This is a genomic window from Pseudonocardia sp. ICBG162 (assembly GCF_020496225.1).
GTDB lineage: Bacteria > Actinomycetota > Actinomycetes > Mycobacteriales > Pseudonocardiaceae > Pseudonocardia > Pseudonocardia alni.
This window is the reverse complement of sequence record NZ_JAHLJD010000019.1, coordinates 285,693-305,082: the sequence shown is the minus strand read 5'-3', so window position 1 is coordinate 305,082 and position 19,390 is coordinate 285,693. Positions and strand designations below refer to the sequence as shown.

Here is a 19,390-nt window from a genome sequence, read left to right as displayed (position 1 = left end):
GCTGGGTGCTGACTACTGCAGCGTAGGTGTGGTGTGAGTCGCAGGTCGTCCCCGGAGTAGCGCAGCGGCGAGTACGGCGCCGGTCACGAGGAGTGCCGCCCCGATCGTCATGGCGATGGTGAACCCCGGCCCGAACGACGCCGGATCGGCCGGGGCGTCCCCACGGATCCCCGCGATGGCGGGCACGGCCGCCACCGCGAGCAGGCCCGCGGCCCGCGCGATCGCGTTGTTGACCCCCGACGCGACGCCCGCGTGCCGGTCCGCCGCCGCGTCGAGCACCGCCGTGGTCAGCGGCGCGACGGCCGCGGACAGCCCCAGCCCGACCAGCGCCGTCGCCGGGAGCACGTCGGTGAGCCAGGCCGCGCCCGGCCCGATCCGCGACGCCAGCAGCATCCCGGCCGCGGCCAGCAGCAGCCCGCCGGTGACCAGCGGCGCCGGGCCCGTGCGCGTCGCGAGGCGACCGGCGCGGGCCGACAGCAGCAGCATGAGCACGGTGACCGGCAGCGTCGCGGTCCCCGCGAGCAACGGGGAGAACCCGGCCACGATCTGCAGCTGCACGGCGAGCAGCACGAACAGCAGCCCCAGCGCCGCGTAGACGGCGACGGTCACGACGTTCGCGCCGGTGAACCGGCGCCCGTCCCCGGCGTCGCCGGTGCCGGTGAACAGCTCCGGCGGCACCAGCGGGGACCGGCTGCGCCGCTCGACCAGCGCGAACGCCACCAGTGCCGCCACCCCGGCGAGGCCCGCGCCCCACACCTGCAGCCCGGGCGACGCACCGGCGCCGGCCGCCGTCCCGGCCCAGGTCAGCAACGCCAGCCCGGCGACGGCGAGCACGCTGCCCGGGACGTCGAGCCGGTGCGCGGCGTCGGGGTCACGCGACTCGGGCACGTGCCGCACCGCCACCGCGACGACGACCGCCGCGAGCGGCAGGTTGATCAGGAACACCGCCCGCCACGACCACTCCACGAGCGTCCCGCCGACGAACGGGCCCAGTGCCCCCGCGACCCCGCCGAGCCCGGACCAGGCCCCGATCGCCGCCGCCCGGTCCGCCCCGTGGAACGACGCCGAGATCAGCGCCAGGCTGCCCGGGGTCAGCAGCGCCCCGCCCACCCCCTGCAGGGCCCGGGCCGCGGCGAGCACCTCGACGCTCGGCGCCAGCCCGCACAGCAGCGAGGCCAGCGCGAACCACACCGCCCCGGTCACGAAGATCCGCCGCCTGCCGAACCGGTCGCCCAGCGAGCCGCCGAGCAGGATCAGCCCGGCCAGGGTCAGGGTGTAGCCGTTGACCGTCCACTGGAGACCGGCGAATCCCGCGCCGAGGTCCTCGGCGATGCGGGGCAGGGCGATCGTGACGACGGTGTTGTCGAGCATCGCCATGCCCGAGCCGAGCACGCAGGCCGTGATGACCCAGCGGCCGGCCGCGGTGCCGGTGCGCAGTCCGGTGTCCATGGTCGGCGAACACCGGGACGTCCCGGTCTCTTCCGCCGCCGGGCCCCGGGGTCAGCCGGTGACCACCCCCGCCCGCCGCCCGGCCTCGGTGAGCCGCTCGGCCAGCAGCGCCGCGGCCGCCTCGTCCACCCGCCCCACCGACAGCCGCAGCATCTGCCGGTCGTCGGGCAGGAACGCGGTGCCCGGGATGGTCAGGGTGTCGTGGTCGAGCAGCAGCGTCCGGACGACGTCGAGGGTCGGTCGGTCCGGGAACGGGTGGCGCACCCAGGCGAAGAACCCGCCGAGCGCGGCGATCTCGAACCCACCCGGCCGGTCGGCGAGTGCGGCACCGACCCACTCCCGTCGCCGGGCGATCTCCGCGACCCGGTCGGCCCGCCACGCCCCGGCGCGGGTGAGCCCGGCCAGCGCGGCCTCCTGCCCGGTCCGCGGCGCGCAGATGGCGATGCAGTCGAGCAGCTTGAGCACCTGGCGTCGCAGCTCGGGGCCCGCGATCACCGATCCGACCCGGTACGCCGGGATGGCCAGGTCCTTGGAGTAGGAGTGCAGGCTGACCACGGTCGAGCGCCACGACGGGTCGGCGAACAGCGGGTGCGCGGGCGCGGGCGCGTCGGGCCGGAACGAGCGGTAGGTCTCGTCGAGGACCAGCGCGAGGTCGTGGCGGCGGGCCAGCTCGGCGAACGCGACGATCTCCTCCGGCGGCACCGTCACCCCGCTCGGGTTGCCGGGGGTGACCAGCACGATCGCGCGGGTGCGGGGAGTGATCAGCGCCGCCGCGTCGGCGGCCCGGGGGACCAGGTCCGCGTCGGGCTCCAGGTACACCGGGGTGACGCCGCGCATCCGCAGCCACATGTCGTGGTTGAAGTAGTAGGGCAGCGGCGAGATCACCTCGTCACCCGGGCCGGCGAGGGCGTCGGCGACCACGGCGAACGCCTGGTTGCAGCCCGCCGTGACGACGACGTCGTCCGGGGAGATCCCGCCGGCGTAGTCGCGGGTCAGCTCGTCGGCGACCGCCCGGCGCAGCGGGGCGATGCCGGGCACCGGCGCGTAGCCGGACAGTCCCGGGTCCCGGGCGACCTCCACCACCCGTTCGACGACCTCCGGTGCCGGCGGGTACGGCGGCGCGGCCTGCGACAGGTCCAGCAACGGGTGCGTCGCGTTCCGCGCCGGGTCCCGCTCGCCGGCCAGCGCGAGGGCCGCGCCGATGGGGGAGTCGCTGCCGGCCGCCGTCGTGGGGTCGAGTCGCACCGTCGGATGCCGCCTTCCGGGTCGTCCTGCGTCGGTCCTGCGGGTCCGATCGTCGCCGACGCGGCCCGGGGCGGTCCAGCGACCCTCGGGATACGGTCGCCGCACGAGGCGTTGCGAGGTGGCACGGTGGTCGAGGTCCGGACGGCGCCCGGCGCGGGGTTCCGCCGCCGGGTCCTGCTCGTCCTGTGCCTGACCGAGATCACCAGCTGGGGCGTCCTCTACTACGCGTTCCCGGTGCTCGCGCCGTCGGTCTCCGCCGACACCGGCTGGTCGGTGAGCGCGGTGACCGGCGCGTTCTCCGCGGGCCTCGGGGTGTCCGCGCTGGCCGGGATCGTCGTCGGACGGCTGCTGGACCGGTGGGGCCCGCGCTGGGTGATGACGGCCGGGTCGCTGCTGGGGGTGCCCGCCGTCGTCGGGATCGCCGTCGCACCGTCGTGGCCGTGGTTCCTCGCCGCGTGGCTGGTCGCGGGGCTCGCGCAGTCGGCGACGCTGTACCCGCCCGCGTTCGCGGCGCTGACCCGCTGGTGGGGGAGCGACCGGGTGCGTGCGCTGACCGGGCTCACCCTGGCCGGCGGCCTGGCCAGCACGGTGTTCGCGCCGCTGTCGGCGGCGCTGCTCGGCGGGTTCGGGTGGCGCGGGACCTACCTGGTGCTCGCCGTCGTCCTGCTGGTCGTGACGGTCCCCGCGCACCTGCTCGGGCTGCGCGGCCCGTGGCCGGAGGCCCCCGCCCCGCCCGAGCACGCCGACCCGGGCGCGATCGCGCGCAGCCGCCCGTTCCTGCTGACCGTGGCCGCGGTGTTCCTCGGCACGTTCTGCGGGTTCGCGGTCGCGGTGAACCAGGTGCCGTTGCTCATCGAGCGGGGGCTCGACGTGCAGACGGCGGCCTGGGCGCTCGGGCTCGGCGGGGTCGGGCAGGTCGCCGGGCGGGCCCTCTACACCCGCGCCGTGGGACGGCTGGCCCCACCGGCACGGGCGGTGCTCGTCCTGGCGGCGCTGGCCGCGTCGACCGCGCTGCTGGGGCTGCTGCCCGGCCCGGCGTGGCTGCTGGTCGGCGCGGCGGTGCTGACCGGCGCGGCCCGCGGGATCACGACCCTGCTGCAGGCCACGGCGGTGTCGGACCGGTGGCCGTCGCGGTTCTACGGGCGGCTCGGCGGGCTGCTGTCGGCGCCCGCGACGGTGGCGGTCGCGGTCTCGCCGTGGGCCGGTGCGGCGCTGGCCGGGCCGCTCGGGGGCTACCCGCAGCTGTTCGCGGTGCTCGCCGGGGCCGCGGCGGTGGGGGCGGTGCTGGCCGTCGGCACCCGGGTCCGTGATCCGCGCTGACCCGGCTCTACCGGGGCCCCGTGCCGTCCACGACGGGGCGCCGGACGTGCGTGCGCGCGTGCGCGACCGCCTCGTCGAGGTCGGTGTGCAGGTGCGACGGGTGCCGCAGCCCGGTGAGCGCCCCCACCCCGCTCAGCACGTCGCGGTGCTCCCCGCGGACCCCCTTGACGATCACGGTGAGCCCGCCCGCCTCGAGCGTGTCGATGAGCTCGCCGAGCGCACGGGCACCGGTCGCGTCGAGGATGCCGAGCCCGGACAGCCGCAGGACGACCACCTGCGCCCCGGTCCCGGCGGTCCCCTCCAGCACCGTGGTCAGGATCCGGTCGGCGGCGCCGAAGAACAGCGCGCCCTGCAGCCGGAACAGCGCGATGTGCTCGTCACCGGGCTCGGCGGGGCCGGGCAGCGGCTCGCGGCGCACCCCGGCGTCGCGGGACAGGTGCCGCAGCGCGAAGAACGCGGCGATCCCGATCCCGATCTCGATCGCCACGATGAGGTCGACGGCGACGGTGAGCACCGCGGTGACGGCGAAGGTGAACGCCGCGGCCCGGCCCCCGCCGACGACGGCGCGGACCGTCGCGACCGGGATCATCCGCACGCTGGTCACGAGCAGCACCCCGGCCAGCGCGGCGAGCGGGATCCGGGAGACCGGCCCGGTGGCGAGGTACAGGACGGCCAGCACGACGAGCGCGTGCACCACGGCCGAGAGCCGGGTCCGGGCGCCCGCGCGCACGTTCACCGCGGTCCGGGCGATGGCGCCGGTGGCGGGCATCCCGCCGAACAGCCCGCTCGCGACCGAGGCCAGCCCCTGGCCGACGAGCTCGCGGTCCGCGCGGTACCCGGTCCGGGTCATCGACGCCGCGACCCGGGCCGAGAGCAGCGACTCGACCGCGGCCAGCGCGGCCACGGCGAGTGCGGCACCGGCGAGCTCACGCAGCGTGGCGACGTCGAACCCGGGGACGACCGGCAACGGCAGCGAGTCCGGCAGCGCACCGATCCGCGGCACCGGCGCGTGGGTCAGCTCGGCGACCACGGTGACGACCACGACCGCGACCAACGAGGACGGGATGCCCGGGTGCAGCCGCGACAGGACCGGCACGAGCACCGCCACCACGGCGCCCGCGCCGAGCGTCCAGACCGTGGTCGGCGACGCGGACCCGGCCGCCGCGACGACGGCCCGGACCGCGGTGACGACCGTGTCGTGCCCGGCCTCGGCGTGCACGCCCAGGGCGGCCGGGACCTGCTGGAGCGCGATGATGCAGGCGATGCCCAGGGTGAAGCCCTCCACCACCGGCCACGGCAGGTAGCCGACGACCCGGCCGAGCCGCGCGACGCCCGCGACCAGGACGATCAGCCCCGCGAGCACGCTGACGAGCGCGACCGCGCCGGCACCGTGCGCGGCGACGATCGGGGCGAGCACCACGGCCATCGCACCGGTCGGGCCGGACACCTGGACGTTCGAGCCGCCCAGGACCGCGGCGACGATCCCGGCGACGACCGCGGTGACCAGGCCCGCCGCCGGTCCGACCCCGGCGCTCGCGCCGAACGCCAGCGCGAGGGGGAGGGCGACGACGCCGACCGTGACCCCGGCGGCGAGGTCGGCGCGCAGCGTGCGGGGGCGGAGGTCGTAGTCCTCGCGACGGGGGAGCAGGTCGGCGACGTTCACCGCAGCGCCGCGGTGCCGGCCTCGGCCCCGGCCGGGGCGTCGCCCGCCTCGAGCAGGACCCGCGCGCTGGCCCCGGGCAGCGGGGGCAGTGCCCGTGCGGCGGCCAGCTGCGTCTCGTCGCGGGCCAGACCGGCCAGGAGGAACGCCCGGGCGACGACCAGCAGCTCGGCCACCAGCGGTGCCGCCAGCCGGTAGTCGACGGCGTTGCCGCTGCGGGTGGAGGTGGCGAGCCCGGCCCGGCGCAGGACGGCGAGGTGCTGGGAGAGCTGGGAGGCCTCGCACCCGGTGACGGTGAGCAGCTCGGACACCGCGACCGCGTCGCCCTCCGCGGCGGCGAGCTCCTCCAGGATCCGGATCCGGACCGGGTGGGCGAGGCACTTGAACAGCTCGGCCTTGATCCGGTACAGCGGTTCGGTCCGTCGGTCGTCGAGCGACACCGGCGCCCACCTCCTCGTTTGACGACTATCGTAAGTCGTCAAACAGAACGTGGACGGTCGGGCGCGTCACCCGGGTGTTCACGGGTGCGTGATGTGGTCCTGGAACGCAGTGCTGCCGGTGACGACGGCGACGAGCCCGCGGCGGGCGGCGATGCCGTCCTCCTCGGCCTGCCGCATCGCCCCCGGGACCTGCCGCCGGTGGTGGCGCGCCGTCGCCTCGCCCGCCGCCAGGAGCGGCAGCAACGGCGCGAACGGGGACTCCGGGATGCCGAGCGCCGCGGCGACCTCCTCGCCGTGGCAGCTGCGGGCGACGGCATGGAGCAGGTCGCGCCAGCCCGCCGCGTCCATCGGTGAGCCCGGCGCGGCGGCGAGGTTGGCGGTCGCCGCGGCGTAGAGGGCCTCGACCAGCGCCCTGCTGTTCGCGTCCGGTGCGTCGGCGGTCGAGTCGAGCAGGTCGAGCAGCGTCCGGGCCCGTTCGTGGTCCTCGATGCCGAGGAAGAGCCGCTCGTCGAGGCCCAGCAGGTGGCCCACGTACCACCAGTAGCGGTACAGCCGGGACTGCTCGTGGGCGGTGAGGTGGTGGCCGATGCCCGCCAGCAGGGTGAACGGCACGAGGGTGAAGTCCAGCCAGGTGCGGGCGACGTCGGCCTGGTTGACCGGCACCCCCCACCGGTCGGCGTCCCACCCGTGCCGGGTGGCCGAGGCCCGGACCCGCGCGTGCAGCAGCCGGACCTGCACGGTCTGCACGTAGCCGGGGGCGCCGCGGCGCAGACCGCCGGGCAGGGTCGCCGCGGCGGCCCACATCCCGGTCTCGGCGAGCCGGCGCGGCGCGGTCGCGGTCAGCCGGCCGGTCCCCACCAGCAGCCTCGCCATCGAGGGCGAGCTGTAGGTGTGGGTCAGCGATCCGCCGGCGAAGGCCAGGTGGTTCCAGTGCGGCGGCACGGCGAGCGAGATCCGGTCGCCGGTGTCCAGCAGCTCCGGTGAGACCCAGCCGGGCACGGTCTCGACCTGGGCGAGCAGCGCGTCGACGGCCGGTGGGGCGTCCGGCACACCGGCCCGCCCCGCGGCGAGACCGCGCTGCAGCGCGTCGCGGGCGGGGGCGCCGAGCTCGTCGAACTCGGCGACGACGGCGTCGGCGAGCGGGTCGCCCACCCGCAACATCCGCAGCAGCAGGTCGACGTCGTCGCCGTGGCGGGTACGGGCGGCGGCGAGGCCGACGGCCCGCCCGGGTACCGGAGGAGCTCCGTTCGATGTGGTCATGACGTCGTTCCTAGTTGCGCCGCCCGGCGACAACCACGGCGTGCCGATCCCCCCTTACGGAGGGCGACGGGCCCGGAACGCACGAAACCGGCCACGGAGGACCGTGACCGGTTTCGGAGGATGTGTGTCCGAGGGGGGACTTGAACCCCCACCCCCTTATACGGGGACTAGCACCTCAAGCTAGCGCGTCTGCCATTCCGCCACTCGGACGTCGCGATCTCTCGATCGCGTCGTGAGGGAAGCATAGCCGAGGCCCACGGCCGGGTTGCGGCGGGGTCGGCACGCGCCGCCGGTGGTAGAACGACGCCCATGACCGCTTCAGCGAACGACGACCCGAGCAGCGCCGAGGACGAGGTCGTGCAGCTGTGTTCGGAGCTGATCCGGATCGACACGACCAACACTGCCGACCCGGAGACGCTCGTCGGTGAGGCCGAGGCCGCCGACTACGTGGCGGACAAGCTGCGCGAGGTCGGCTACGACGTCGAGCTGGTCGAGTCCGGCATGCCCGGGCGGATGAACGTGATCGCCCGGCTCGAGGGCGCGGACCGCTCCCGCGGCGCACTGCTGATGCACGGCCACCTCGACGTCGTCCCCGCGGACGCGAGCGAGTGGTCGGTGCACCCGTTCTCCGGGGCCGTGCAGGACGGCTACGTCTGGGGCCGCGGCGCCGTCGACATGAAGGACATGGACGCGATGATGCTGGCGGTCGCCCGCCGCTTCAAGCGTGAGGGCGTCGTCCCGCCGCGGGACATCGTGTGGGCCTTCGTCGCCGACGAGGAGGCCGGCGGGAAGTGGGGCGCGCAGTGGCTGGTCGAGCACCGGCCGGACCTGTTCGAGGGGTGCACCGAGGCCGTCGGCGAGGTCGGTGGCTTCTCGCTGACCCTCGGTGAGGACCAGCGGGCCTACCTGATCGAGGCCGCGGAGAAGGGCATCGCCTGGATGCGGCTGCGGGCCAAGGGCAAGCCCGGCCACGGCTCGTTCCTGCACGACGACAACGCCGTCACCATCCTGGCCGAGGCCGTCGCCCGGCTCGGGAACCACACGTTCCCGCTCACGATCACCGACACGGTGCAGGCGTTCCTGGACCGGATGACCGAGCTGACCGGCGTCGAGTACCCGGAGGACGACCTCGAGGGCGCCCTGGCCAAGCTCGGCCCGATCTCGCGGATCATCGGCGCGCCCGTCCGGGACACCGCGAACCCGACGATGCTCAACGCCGGGTACAAGGCCAACGTCATCCCGTCGACGGCCGAGGCGGTCGTCGACTGCCGGGTGCTGCCGGGCCGCGAGGAGGCGTTCCTGCGCGAGGTCGACGAGCTGCTGGGCCCGGACGTCGAGCGGGAGTGGGTCACCGACCTGCCCGCCGTCGAGACGCCGTTCGAGGGTGCGCTGACCGACGCGATGCAGGCCGCGCTGCGCACCGAGGACCCGACCGCCGAGATCGTCCCCTACATGCTGTCCGGGGGGACCGACGCGAAGGCGTTCTCGACGCTGGGCATGAAGTGCTACGGCTTCGCGCCGCTGCGGCTGCCCCCGGAGCTGGACTTCGCGTCGCTGTTCCACGGCATCGACGAGCGGGTGCCGGTGGACGCGCTGAGGTTCGGCACCCGGGTGCTCGACCGCTTCCTGCGAACAGCGTGAGCAGGAACATCGGGCAGGGCCTGCGCACAGCGTGAGCAGGAACATCGGGCAGGGCCTGCGCACAGCGTGAGCAGGAACATCGGGCAGGGCCTGCGCACAGCGTGAGCAGGAACATCGGGCGGGGCCTGCGGACGGCCTGAGCCGCTGCCCGGCGCCGGGACGGATGACGGCACCGGTCGCCGGGTGGCAGGGTGACCTCCATGGATCTCTCCGGGAAGGTCGCCCTGGTCACCGGGGGCGCGTCGGGCATCGGCGCGGCCGCGGTCGACCGGCTGGTGGCGGCGGGTGCGCAGGTCGTGGTCGTCGACCGGGACGCCGACGGCGCCGCGGCCGTCGCGGAGAAGGCCGGTGGGCTCGCCCACGCCGCCGACGTCACCGACCCCGCGGCGATGGCCGCCGCGGTGGCCGCGGCCGAGGAGCGTTTCGGTCGGCTCGACATCGTGCTGCTCAACGCCGGCATCACGGCGGGCCAGTCCGGCGTCGAGGACCTCGACCTGGACGGCTACCGGCGCATCCTCGGGGTGAACCTCGACCACGTGGTGTTCGGGCTCAACGCCGCCGTCCCGGCGCTGCGCCGCGCCGGGGGCGGGCACGTGGTGGCGACCGCGTCGCTGGCCGGGCTGATCGGCCTGCCCGGCGACGCGCTCTACACCGCGACCAAGCACGCCGTCGTCGGCTACGTCCGGGCCGCGGGCCCGGCGCTGGCGGGGGAGGGCATCCGGGTCACCGCGGTGTGCCCCGGGTTCGCCGACACCCCGCTGATCGGCAACGTCCGCGCCCAGTTCGGTGACTTCCCGCTGCTGGGGGCCGACGACGTCGCCGCGGCCGTCGAGCAGATCCTGGAGCGGGGCGAGCCGGGGGAGTGCTGGTACGTGCAGCCCGGCCGCGAGCCCGCGCCCTACGGGTTCCGGGGGGTGCCCAGCCCGCGGGGGGCGGGCACGCCGCCGGAGGTCGGCTGGCAGGACGCCTGAGCGCGGAGCCTGTCGTGACCCGGACCGTCTTGACCTGAACCACGGTGCAGGTCACATCCTGGGGGCATGGCCGAGCTGAACCACACCATCGTCCACTCCCGTGACAAGCGCGCCGGGGCGGCGTACCTGACCGAGATCCTGGGACTGCCCGAGCCGACGTCGTTCGGTCCGTTCCGGGTCGTGCGCGTCGCGAACGGCGTCGACCTGGACTTCATGGACGCCGACCCGGCGACGATCGTCCCGCAGCACTACGCGTTCCTGGTCTCCGACGACGAGTTCGACGCCGCGTTCGCCCGGATCACCGCCCGCGGCCAGCAGTACTGGGCCGACCCCGGCGGGAGCCGTCCCGGCGAGATCAACACCCACGACGGCGGCCGGGGCGTCTACTTCGAGGACCCGTCCGGGCACCGGATGGAGCTCATCACGGTGCCCTACGGCGGCTGACGGGCGGGGACCGTCAGAAGGTGGGCTCGGGCAGCAGGCCCTGCTGGGCACCGAGCCGTCGTCGCAGCACGATCTTGCGTACGCCACCGGGGTAGAGGCGCAGCCGGGACAGCTCCCAGCCGGAGAACTCGGCCTGGATCGCCAGCCGCACCGACGCCGTGAGCCGGGAGACGTCCCCCTCGATGCGCACCGGGCGGTACTCGTACCGGTCGTCGGTCCAGCCGTCGCCGTCCCGAGTCCCGGCCACCCGATTCCCGGCGGCGGAGTCCTCCGACCCGTTCCCAGCGCCCTCGGTCATGCGTGCCTCCCGGTCGTGCCGTGCTCGTCGGTGCCCACCGGGTGAACGGTGGGTGTCGCGTCGGGCATTCCCACTGTAAAGGGCACCCGGGCCGGCGGGGGAGGCTCAGACGGGGTCGCTCACGTCGTCGAGCGCGGTGCGGATCTCGGCGGGCAGCACGAGGTCCTCGGCCGCGAGCGAGGCCCGCAGCTGGGCCGCGTCCCGCGCCCCGACGACGGCCGAGGCCACCCCCGGACGGTCCCGCACCCAGGTCAGCGCCACCGACAGCGGCGAGGTGCCGAGCCCGTCGGCGGCGGTGAGGACCGACTGGACGATCCGCGCCGAGTGCTCGGTGCGGCGCGCCTCCACGTACGAGGCCAGCAGCGCGCTCGCGCCGCGGGAGTCCGCCGGGGTGCCGTCGGTGTACTTGCCCGTCAGCACACCCCGGCCCAGCGGGGCCCAGGCCAGCAGCCCGAGGCCGTGGTGCCGGGCGGCGGGCAGGAGCTCGGCCTCCGGCTCCCGGGCGAGCAGCGAGTACTCCACCTGCGCCGACACCGGACGGCAGACGGCCGGGTCGGGCCCGGCGGTGGCGCCGCCCGCGACGGTCGCCAGCTGCCAGCCGGCCGGGGCGACCAGCCCGGCGTAGCGCACCCGTCCGGAGTAGACGGCGACCTGCACCGCGGACAGCGTCTCGTCCAGCGGCACCCGGGGGTCCCAGCCGGGGAACTGCCACAGGTCCAGGTGCTCGGTGCCCAGCCGGCGCAGCGTGCGGTCCAGTGAGCGCAGCAGCGCGGTCCGCGAGGCCCGTTCACCCGCGTCGGGGGCGGCCGTGCCGCGCCCGGCGAGGACGACGTCGTCGCGACGCACGGTGCCCCGCAGCAGCCCGCCGAGCACCTGCTGGGCGGCGCCGCCGCCGTAGTCCTCGGCGGTCTCGACGAGGGTCCCGCCGACGTCGACGAATGCGCGCAGCTGGTCCGCGGCGTCGGCCGGGGAGGTGTCCTCGCCCCAGGTCATGGTGCCCAGGCCGACCCGCGACACCTCGAGGCCGCTGCTGCCCACCGGTCTGCGTTGCACGGTCGTCGAGCCTAGGCGCGCGGGCCCGCGGGACCGGTGAGGGCGCGCAGAGTGACCCCCGTCTCGGCGAGTACGGTGACGGCCCGTGATCAACCAGGAGCCGAGCCGCCAGGACCGGACGACCCCGGACCGGAGCACCCCGGTCCGCGGCCGCGACGGGAGCCGTTCGTGAGCTGGCTCGAGGTCGTCGTCCTCGGGATCGTCCAGGGGCTCACCGAGTTCCTCCCGGTGTCCTCCTCGGCACACCTGCGGATCGTCTCGGCGGTCGGTTTCGGCGGGGACCCGGGGGCGGCGTTCACCGCCGTCTCCCAGCTCGGCACCGAGGCCGCGGTGATCGTCTACTTCGCCAAGGACATCTGGCACCTGTTCATCACCTGGGTGCGCGGGTTCCGCGACGCGGAGGTCCGCGCCACCGACGACTACCGGCTGGCCTGGCTGGTCATCATCGGGTCGGTCCCGATCGCGGTGCTCGGGGTGCTGTTCAAGGACCAGATCGAGGGCGTCGCCCGGAACCTCTGGCTGGTCGCGACCACGCTGATCGTGTTCGGTGTCCTGCTCGGCCTGGCCGAGCGCTTCGGCAAGCAGGTCAAGCCGGTCGAACGGATCACCGTCAAGGACGGCATCCTGCTGGGCTTCGCCCAGGCCATGGCGCTGATCCCGGGTGTCTCGCGGTCCGGCGGCACGATCACCGCCGGCCTGTTCCTGGGGCTGACCCGGCCCGCGATCGTGCGGTACTCGTTCCTGCTGGCGATCCCGTCGGTGTTCGGGGCCGGCCTGTTCACGCTGCCCGACGTGTTCGCCGGCGACGGCCCGTCCGGGGCGCAGATGCTGGTGGCGGTGGTGGTCGCGTTCGTCGTCGGCTACGCGGTGATCGCCTGGCTGCTCCGGTTCGTGCAGAACAACACCGTCTACGTGTTCGTCGCCTACCGGATCGCGCTGGGTGTCGCCCTGCTCGCCGCCCTGTCGCTCGGCGCGGTCAGCGCGTACTGACCGCCGTCACTCCCGTAGCCTCGGTCGGCGTGACGACCTTGATCCTGCTGCGGCACGGCCGGTCCACCGCGAACACCGCGGGCGTGCTGGCCGGGCGCACCCCGGGCGTGGAGCTCGACGACCGCGGCCGCGAGCAGGCGGCGGCCGTCGTCGACCGGCTCGCGGCCCTGCCGATCGCCTCGGTCGTGACCTCCCCGCTGGAGCGGTGCCGCCAGACCGTCGCGCCGCTCGCGGCGGCCCGCGGGCTGGAGCCGGTCGTCGAGGACGACCTGGCCGAGGTCGACTACGGCGCGTGGACCGGGCAGAAGATCACCGACCTGCTCAAGGAGGACCTGTGGAAGGTCGTCCAGGCGCACCCGTCGGCGGCGACCTTCCCGGACGGCGAGTCCCTGGCCGGGATGCAGGCCCGCTCGGTCGCGGCGGTGCGTCGCCACGTCGCCCGGGTCCGGGCCGAGCACGGCGAGGACGCGATCGTCCTGGCCTGCAGCCACGGTGACGTGATCAAGGCGATCCTCGCCGACGCGCTGGCCAGCCACCTCGACAACTTCCAGCGGATCGTCGTCGACACCTGCTCGGTGAGCGTCGTCACCTACACCGAGCTGCGGCCGTTCGTCGCGCGGATGAACGAGCAGTCCGGCGACGTCGCGAGCCTGGTCCCCAAGCCGAAGCCCGCCGAGGGCGAGGAGCAGCCGGTGAACGCCTCCGACGCCGTGGTCGGGGGTTCCACGAACGCGTGAGACGGGGTGATCCACCTCGCATCGTCCCTGGTGGACGCACCCACAGGTCACCGCGGGGATGCCCCCGCAGCCGGATACGCCTACCCTGGGAAGGGTCATGGCACGCGTCATCCACGTCTTCCGCCGACCCGACCGCTTCGTGGCCGGGACCGTCGGCGAGCCCGGCGATCGCGCCTTCTACCTGCAGGCGATCGAGAGCAGCCGCACGATCAGTGTGCTGCTGGAGAAACAGCAGGTCTCGGTGCTGGCCGAACGCATCACGGCGCTGCTGGGCGAGGTGTCCAAGCGCTTCGGCGAGGACAACCTGCTCGGCGCGACCGTGACCACGGGGTCCTCGGACAACGACCCGCTCGCGGTCCCGCTGGAGGAGGAGTTCCGGGTCGGGACGATGGGCCTGGGCTGGGACGCCGACTCGAGTTCGATCGTCGTCGAGCTGCTCGCGGTCACCGAGGAGGAGATCGACGAGTCGGTCGTCCTCGACGACACCGAGGAGGGCCCGGACGCGCTGCGCGTGTTCCTGTCCCCGACGGCGGCGAAGGCCTTCGCCGAGCGCGCCGAGAAGGTCGTCGACGCCGGCCGTGCCCCGTGCCCGTTGTGTGCCGAGCCACTCGACCCGGCGGGCCACGTCTGCGTGCGCCTCAACGGCTATCACGACCGCAACCCCGTGGCCGGGACGGAGTGACGCTCGACCTGCGCGACCCCGCGGTGTTCGAGGTCCTGCGCACCGGCCGCATGGACATCACCGGCCGGATGGTCGACGCCTCCAACGCCACCCTGTTCGGCACCGTCTCCCTCGACGGCGTCGAGCTGCGCTGCGTGTACAAGCCGGTGCGCGGGGAGCGCCCGCTGTGGGACTTCCCGGACGGCACCCTCGCCGGGCGCGAGGTCGGTGCCTTCCTCGTCTCCCAGATCTCCGGGCTCGACGTCGTCCCGCCCACGGTGCTGCGCGACCAGGCCCCGTTCGGGACCGGCATGGTGCAGGCCTGGGTCTCCTCGGGTGACGAGAGCGCCCTGTCCGAGCCGCCCGCCGACGGCGCGGGCGACGAGCTGGACGGCGGCATCACCGAGGAGACCGTCCAGCTCGCCACCGAGTCGCTGGTCGAGCTGTGCGAGCCGCACGAGATCCCCGGCGGCTGGCTGCCGGTGCTCCGTGCCCGGGACGGCGCGGGGGACCCGGTGGTGCTGGTCCACGCCGACCACCCGCAGCTGCGGGACATGGCGCTGTTCGACGTCGTCGTCAACAACGCCGACCGCAAGGGCGGGCACGTGATCCTCGCCGGGGACGGCGACGTCTACGGCGTGGACCACGGCCTGACCCTGCACACCGAGCCGAAGCTGCGCACCGTCCTGTGGGGCTGGGTCGGGGACGAGCTCGGCGAGGAGCACACGGCCGTCCTCAAGGAGCTGCGGGCCCGGCTGGCGGGCGAGTTCGCCGACGTCCTCGGCGAGCACGTCACCCGCCGCGAGGTCGCGGCGCTGCGCTCCCGGATCGACCACCTGCTCGCCGAGCCGCGCTTCCCCGGCCCGGACGGCTACGGCCCGGCCATCCCCTGGCCGGCGTTCTAGCTGTGATGCCCAGGCACGTTGGTCGAGATCGTGTGACGACACGGTCTGATCTGTAGATGGGCGAAGGCCTCCCGGGTGTGGAGTGGAGCTGTCGAGGAACCGCTCCGCACCCAGGAGGCCTTCGTGTCCCACGCTACCCACTCCAATGCCGCGCTCACCTGTCGTGCCCGACTCCGACTCGCTCGCTTGGTCGTCGATCTAGGCTGGTCTGTGGCCCGCGCCGCCGAGCGCTACGACGTCTCGTGGCGGACTGCGAACAAGTGGGCCCAGCGCTACCGCGATGAAGGCCCGGCCGGGATGCACGACCGGTCCTCGGCCCCCCGTCACCAGCCGAACCGCACGCCGGCGCCGGTGGTCCGCAAGATCGTGCACCTGCGCTGGAAGCAGCGCCTGGGACCGGTCGAGATCGGCGACCGGCTCGACATGGCGTCCTCGACCGTGCACGCCGTGCTCGTGCGCTGTCGCATCAACCGGCTCACCCACATCGACCGGGCTACTGGCGAGCCGATCCGCCGCTACGAGCACGAGGCGCCCGGCGACTTGATCCACGTCGATGTCAAGAAGCTCGGCAAGGTCCCCGACGGAGGCGGATGGCGCTACGTCGGTCGTCGACAAGGCGAGAAGAACCGTGCGGTGACCTCGACACGAACCGGTCTGCCCAGGAGTCGGTACCACCAGCCTCTGCTGGGCACCTGCTACCTGCACACCGTCATCGACGATCACTCTCGAGTCGCCTATGTCGAAGCACACGAGGACGAGACCAAGCAGACCGCGGCCGCGGTCCTGCGTAACGCGGTCGCCTGGTTCGCCTGCCGCGGTGTCACGGTCAAACGCGTGCTCAGCGACAACGGCGGCTGCTACAAGTCTCATCTCTGGCGCGACACCTGTGCCGAGCTGGGCATCACCCCGAAAAAGACACGGCCCTACCGGCCGCAGACGAACGGGAAGATCGAGCGCTTCCACAGGACCCTGGCCGAGGGCTGGGCCTTCAAGAAGCTCTACAACTCCGAGTCAGCCCGACTCGCGGCTCTGCCAGCATGGGTCCACGACTACAACCACCACAGGCCCCACTCGGCAATCGGAAAGGCCACACCCATCACCAGGTTGAACAACCTGGCTGGGCATCACATCTAGCCGGTCACCTCCAGGAGCCCGAGCCGCTGCGTCGCGCGGGTCATCGCGACGTAGAGGTCCGCCGGGTCGGCCGCCCGGATCCGCTCCGGGTCGACGATCACGACGGCGTCGAACTCCAGGCCCTTCGACGACACCGGGGTGTGCACCGGCACGCCGGGTGACCCCAGGTCGGTGCCGGGCGGGGCGATGACGGTGACCGTCCCGCCGGCGGTGCGGGCCCGCTCGTCGTCGACGGCGGCGCGGACCGCGGCGCGGAGCTCCCCGGCCGGGACCGTGCGGGTCCACGGCTGCTCACCGGTGCTGCGCACCGACTCCGGCGGGCGACGGTCCGGGGCGTAGGTCGCCAGCACCCGCGCGGCGGCGTCCATGATCTCCGACGGCGTCCGGTAGTTCACCGTCAGCGTGCGGTGCGTCCAGCGTCCGGCCAGGTGCGGGGCGAGCACGTCGGCCCAGGCCCGGGCGCCGGCCGGGGCGCTGCGCTGGGCGAGGTCGCCGACCGCGGTGATCGACCGCGCCGGGCAGCGCCGCAGCAGCACGTGCCAGTCCATCGCGGACAGCTCCTGCGCCTCGTCGACGACGAGGTGCCCGTAGCGCCAGTCCCGGTCACCTGCCGCGCGCTCGGCCACGGTCAGCGGCACCCCGGCGACGTGCCGCTGAGCGAGCATGTCCGCGGTCACGAAGTCGGTGGGGCGCAGCTCGTCCGGGTCCTCCCCGGCGAGCGACCGGTCCGCGGACTCCAGCACGGTCAGCACCTCGGCGGCGTAGGCGCTGTCCGGTTCGGGCGCCGCGGCGGGTGTCCCGTCCGGGACCGGGCCGAGGAGCTCGGCGAGCTCGTCGAGCAGGGGCGCGTCGGCCACGGTCCACGGCGTGCCCGGGTCCCGCCGCAGCGACTCCGGAGCGCCCGCGGCGGCCAGCCGGTCCGGGTCGGCGTACAGCTCGGTCAGGGCCCGCTGCGGGGTCAGGACCGGCCACAGCCGCTCGACGGCCGCGTGGAACCGCGGGTCGGTGCGCACGGCGTCGCGCAGCTCGGCCCGCATCTCGGCCGACACCTCGGCCGCCCCGGCGGGCTCGATCTCCGGGATGTCCAGCCCCGCCAGCAGCTCCGCGAGCTCCGGCGGGTCCTCCAGACCGACCTCGAGCCGCTCCAGCCCCTGGTCGACGAGCAGCCGCCCGAGGGTGTCGCGGAATGTGGCGCGGGCGGTGTTGTGCGGCTGCCCGGTGGCGCGGGCCCGGCGGCGCGCCTCGGCGGCCAGCGGCGTGTCGATCTCGACGGTGACGTCGTCCATCTCGATCGCGACCGGTGTCCCGGGCAGCTCCTGGCGGTCGTCGACGGCGCGGCGCAGCACGTCGACCATCGCCAGGTCGCCCTTGAGCCGGGCCGTCCCCGGCGGGTCGGTCGTCTCCGCCACGACGCCGTGCGCGAGGCGTCCCGGGGTGGTGAACACGACCGCGGACTCGCCGAGCGCGGGCAGCACCCCGCCGACGTAGTGCACGAACCCCGCACTCGGCCCGACGACGAGCACGCCGCTGCGGGCGAGCCGGTCGCGGTGGGTGTAGAGCAGGTACGCGATCCGGTGCAGCGCGACGGCGGTCTTGCCCGTCCCGGGGCCGCCCTCGATCACGACGGTGCCCGACAGCGGCAGCCGGATGATCTCGTCCTGCTCGGACTGGATCGTCGTGACGATGTCGCGCATGCGGGTCCCGCGCGGCGCGGTGAGGGCGGCGAGGAGCGCGGGGTCCGACGCCGACACGGTCCCGGTGCCGGGCCCGTCGCCGTCGAGGAGGTCGTCGTGGAAGCCGGCGACCCGCTCGTGCGGGGCGGTGCCGGCGACGGTGTAGTGCCGGCGCCGGGTCACCCCGAGCGGGGTGACCGGGGTGGCGCAGTAGAACGGCTGCGCGGCCGGGGCCCGCCAGTCGACCAGCGCGCTCTCGCCGTCGGCCGGGTCGGTCAGCCCGATCCGGCCGACCCGGGTCGGGGCGGCCCCGTCGGTGTGGTCGAGACGCCCGAAGCACAGTCCCGCGCGGGCCGCGGTGAGCGTGCGCACCCGCTCCGAGGCGCGCTGCACCGACACGTCGCGCTCCCAGCGGGCGCTGAGCTGCTCCCCGGCGCGCTCGGCGGCGGCGCCCCGGGCCTGCGCGCCCGCCGCGGCGAGCTCGTCGTCGAGCAGGGCGTGCAGCCCGCGGAGGTGCCGGGTCTCGCGGGTCAGCTCCGCCTCGTAGGCGGAGTCGGTGGTCGCCGGGGGCTTGCCATCCGTGTTACACTTGAAGTGCAGGTCCACGTTCTTGTGTTCTGAGCGCACCCCACAGGGTAGCGCGCCCCCGGTTCCCTGCGCACTCATTCCCGTCGTCGGCGGACCAGCCCGACGGTCTCGCGCACCGCCATCGCCGTCGCGAACGTGCCGAACACCAGCCCCAGCACGACCGCGTCGAGCGCCAGGCCGAGGAACGCGCCCGCCACCGTGCCCGGCGCGGCGGTCACCGCCAGCACCGTGCCCCACTTCCCGGACGCGGTGCCCTGACGCAGGTGCACGACCGTCCCGACGATCGAGTTCGGGATGAACATCAGCAGCGAGGTCCCGGCCGCGACGTGCAGGTCCGTGCCGAACAGCAGCACCATCGCCGGCACCGCGAGCAGTCCGCCGCCGAGTCCCATCGCACCCGCCCAGGCCCCGATGACCAGGCCGACCACCGTCGCCGTCGGGTACAGGAACCAGGGATCGGCGACCAGCGACGCCGGCACCACCGCCCCGCCGAGCAGCGGCACGCCCAGCGCGTCGACGAGCAGCTTCGTCGCCGTCAGCACCAGCACGGCCACCAGCAGCACCCGCAGCAGCGTCTCCGACGCGCGCGCCAGCAGCTTCGGCCCGATCCACCCGCCGACCGTGCCGCCGACGATCAGCCCGGCGCCGGTCCGCAGGTCCAGCGTCCCGCCGCCGAGCGCGTAGGCGGCCGCACCGGCGACGCAGACCCCGATGTTCGCGATCGTCGACGAGCCGTGGATCCGGGCCCGCGACATCGCGGTGAACCGGTCGAGCGCGGGCACGAACAGCACCCCGCTGCCGCCGCCGATCAGCCCGCCGACGACACCGCCGACCAGGCCGATCACGCCCACCGGCACGGCCCGGCCGTCCCGGTCCGTGTCGGGGGAGAGGCGGACCATCGGGCCAGTGTCACCCCACCGG

Annotated in this window: 18 protein-coding genes and 1 tRNA gene; 9 read left to right on the top strand and 10 right to left on the bottom strand. The window is 74.8% G+C overall.

The window, feature by feature from the left end; all coding sequences use genetic code 11:
- Positions 1 to 12 precede the first annotated feature (12 nt).
- Complete coding sequence (locus tag KPL60_RS19935) at positions 13 to 1,449, bottom strand: MFS transporter (protein WP_226366800.1); 1,437 nt, start codon at positions 1,447 to 1,449, stop codon at positions 13 to 15.
- Between the two features lie 51 nt (positions 1,450 to 1,500).
- Positions 1,501 to 2,694 carry an aminotransferase gene (locus KPL60_RS19930; protein ID WP_226366799.1) on the bottom strand — a complete coding sequence of 398 codons (1,194 nt, stop codon included), beginning with the start codon at positions 2,692 to 2,694 and terminating at the stop codon, positions 1,501 to 1,503.
- Between the two features lie 126 nt (positions 2,695 to 2,820).
- On the opposite strand from KPL60_RS19930, the gene KPL60_RS19925 reads away from it, so the two are divergent.
- On the top strand, positions 2,821 to 4,014 hold the full coding sequence (locus tag KPL60_RS19925) for an MFS transporter (RefSeq protein WP_226355594.1): 1,194 nt from the start codon (positions 2,821 to 2,823) through the stop codon (positions 4,012 to 4,014).
- A 7-nt stretch (positions 4,015 to 4,021) separates the two neighbouring features.
- On the opposite strand, the gene KPL60_RS19920 is transcribed toward KPL60_RS19925, so the two are convergent.
- The 4 genes from KPL60_RS19920 to KPL60_RS19905 all read right to left on the bottom strand — a co-directional run bounded on the left by KPL60_RS19920 (position 4,022) and on the right by KPL60_RS19905 (position 7,584).
- Positions 4,022 to 5,677, bottom strand: a complete 1,656-nt coding sequence (locus KPL60_RS19920; protein ID WP_226366798.1) for a SulP family inorganic anion transporter — start codon at positions 5,675 to 5,677, stop codon at positions 4,022 to 4,024.
- Positions 5,674 to 6,114 carry a metalloregulator ArsR/SmtB family transcription factor gene (locus KPL60_RS19915; protein ID WP_226366797.1) on the bottom strand — a complete coding sequence of 147 codons (441 nt, stop codon included), beginning with the start codon at positions 6,112 to 6,114 and terminating at the stop codon, positions 5,674 to 5,676. Before KPL60_RS19915 ends, KPL60_RS19920 begins: the two co-directional genes overlap by 4 nt.
- A gap of 78 nt (positions 6,115 to 6,192) precedes the next feature.
- On the bottom strand, positions 6,193 to 7,374 hold the full coding sequence (locus KPL60_RS19910; protein ID WP_226366796.1) for an oxygenase MpaB family protein: 1,182 nt from the start codon (positions 7,372 to 7,374) through the stop codon (positions 6,193 to 6,195).
- Positions 7,375 to 7,499: 125 nt separating this feature from the next.
- Positions 7,500 to 7,584 (bottom strand) — tRNA-Leu (locus KPL60_RS19905).
- Positions 7,585 to 7,683: 99 nt separating this feature from the next.
- Between KPL60_RS19905 and KPL60_RS19900 the strand changes: the two genes are divergently transcribed.
- From KPL60_RS19900 to KPL60_RS19890, 3 genes are all read left to right on the top strand, one after another.
- Positions 7,684 to 9,015: a M20/M25/M40 family metallo-hydrolase gene (locus KPL60_RS19900; RefSeq protein WP_226366795.1), complete on the top strand. Its 1,332-nt coding sequence runs from the start codon at positions 7,684 to 7,686 to the stop codon at positions 9,013 to 9,015.
- Between the two features lie 200 nt (positions 9,016 to 9,215).
- The gene (locus KPL60_RS19895) at positions 9,216 to 9,986 is read left to right on the top strand and encodes an SDR family oxidoreductase (RefSeq protein WP_226355599.1); all 771 of its coding nucleotides are present in this window, start codon (positions 9,216 to 9,218) and stop codon (positions 9,984 to 9,986) included.
- A 66-nt stretch (positions 9,987 to 10,052) separates the two neighbouring features.
- A complete protein-coding gene (locus KPL60_RS19890; protein WP_226366794.1) occupies positions 10,053 to 10,430 on the top strand; it encodes a VOC family protein in 378 nt (125 codons plus the stop codon).
- A 13-nt stretch (positions 10,431 to 10,443) separates the two neighbouring features.
- Here KPL60_RS19890 and KPL60_RS19885 read toward each other — a convergent pair whose 3' ends face one another.
- Together KPL60_RS19885 and KPL60_RS19880 are read right to left on the bottom strand one after the other, a co-directional pair.
- Entirely contained in the window at positions 10,444 to 10,728 is a 285-nt protein-coding gene (locus tag KPL60_RS19885) for a DUF5703 family protein (RefSeq protein ID WP_062400830.1), read from the bottom strand.
- A 105-nt stretch (positions 10,729 to 10,833) separates the two neighbouring features.
- Positions 10,834 to 11,781 carry an aldo/keto reductase gene (locus tag KPL60_RS19880; protein WP_226355601.1) on the bottom strand — a complete coding sequence of 316 codons (948 nt, stop codon included), beginning with the start codon at positions 11,779 to 11,781 and terminating at the stop codon, positions 10,834 to 10,836.
- Positions 11,782 to 11,949: 168 nt separating this feature from the next.
- Between KPL60_RS19880 and KPL60_RS19875 the strand changes: the two genes are divergently transcribed.
- The 5 genes from KPL60_RS19875 to KPL60_RS19855 all read left to right on the top strand — a co-directional run bounded on the left by KPL60_RS19875 (position 11,950) and on the right by KPL60_RS19855 (position 16,208).
- Positions 11,950 to 12,771, top strand: coding sequence for an undecaprenyl-diphosphate phosphatase (locus KPL60_RS19875; RefSeq protein ID WP_226355602.1), 822 nt, complete (start codon positions 11,950 to 11,952; stop codon positions 12,769 to 12,771).
- 29 nt (positions 12,772 to 12,800) lie between these two features.
- A complete protein-coding gene (locus KPL60_RS19870) occupies positions 12,801 to 13,508 on the top strand; it encodes a histidine phosphatase family protein (protein ID WP_226366793.1) in 708 nt (235 codons plus the stop codon).
- A 97-nt stretch (positions 13,509 to 13,605) separates the two neighbouring features.
- On the top strand, positions 13,606 to 14,190 hold the full coding sequence (locus KPL60_RS19865) for a DUF3090 domain-containing protein (protein WP_208821306.1): 585 nt from the start codon (positions 13,606 to 13,608) through the stop codon (positions 14,188 to 14,190).
- Complete coding sequence (locus KPL60_RS19860) at positions 14,187 to 15,074, top strand: SCO1664 family protein (RefSeq protein ID WP_308016786.1); 888 nt, start codon at positions 14,187 to 14,189, stop codon at positions 15,072 to 15,074. Before KPL60_RS19865 ends, KPL60_RS19860 begins: the two co-directional genes overlap by 4 nt.
- 123 nt (positions 15,075 to 15,197) lie before the next feature.
- Positions 15,198 to 16,208 carry an IS481 family transposase gene (locus tag KPL60_RS19855; RefSeq protein ID WP_226364751.1) on the top strand — a complete coding sequence of 337 codons (1,011 nt, stop codon included), beginning with the start codon at positions 15,198 to 15,200 and terminating at the stop codon, positions 16,206 to 16,208.
- Here KPL60_RS19855 and KPL60_RS19850 read toward each other — a convergent pair.
- The gene (locus KPL60_RS19850) at positions 16,205 to 18,508 is read right to left on the bottom strand and encodes a UvrD-helicase domain-containing protein (protein ID WP_226366792.1); all 2,304 of its coding nucleotides are present in this window, start codon (positions 18,506 to 18,508) and stop codon (positions 16,205 to 16,207) included. The genes KPL60_RS19855 and KPL60_RS19850 overlap by 4 nt on opposite strands.
- Positions 18,509 to 18,543: 35 nt before the next feature.
- On the bottom strand, positions 18,544 to 19,368 hold the full coding sequence (locus KPL60_RS19845) for a sulfite exporter TauE/SafE family protein (RefSeq protein ID WP_226366791.1): 825 nt from the start codon (positions 19,366 to 19,368) through the stop codon (positions 18,544 to 18,546).
- Between the last annotated feature and the right edge of the window lie 22 nt (positions 19,369 to 19,390).

Excerpts from the sequence above, each read along its gene's own strand:
- KPL60_RS19885 (WP_062400830.1), bottom strand. The coding sequence starts at position 10,728 with ATGACCGAGGGCGCTGGGAACGGGTCGGAGGACTCCGCCGCCGGGAAT.
- KPL60_RS19865 (WP_208821306.1), top strand. The coding sequence starts at position 13,606 with ATGGCACGCGTCATCCACGTCTTCCGCCGACCCGACCGCTTCGTGGCC.
- KPL60_RS19890 (WP_226366794.1), top strand. The coding sequence starts at position 10,053 with ATGGCCGAGCTGAACCACACCATCGTCCACTCCCGTGACAAGCGCGCC.
- KPL60_RS19910 (WP_226366796.1), bottom strand. The coding sequence starts at position 7,374 with ATGACCACATCGAACGGAGCTCCTCCGGTACCCGGGCGGGCCGTCGGC.
- KPL60_RS19900 (WP_226366795.1), top strand. The coding sequence starts at position 7,684 with ATGACCGCTTCAGCGAACGACGACCCGAGCAGCGCCGAGGACGAGGTC.
- KPL60_RS19935 (WP_226366800.1), bottom strand. The coding sequence starts at position 1,449 with ATGGACACCGGACTGCGCACCGGCACCGCGGCCGGCCGCTGGGTCATC.
- KPL60_RS19895 (WP_226355599.1), top strand. The coding sequence starts at position 9,216 with ATGGATCTCTCCGGGAAGGTCGCCCTGGTCACCGGGGGCGCGTCGGGC.
- KPL60_RS19845 (WP_226366791.1), bottom strand. The coding sequence starts at position 19,368 with ATGGTCCGCCTCTCCCCCGACACGGACCGGGACGGCCGGGCCGTGCCG.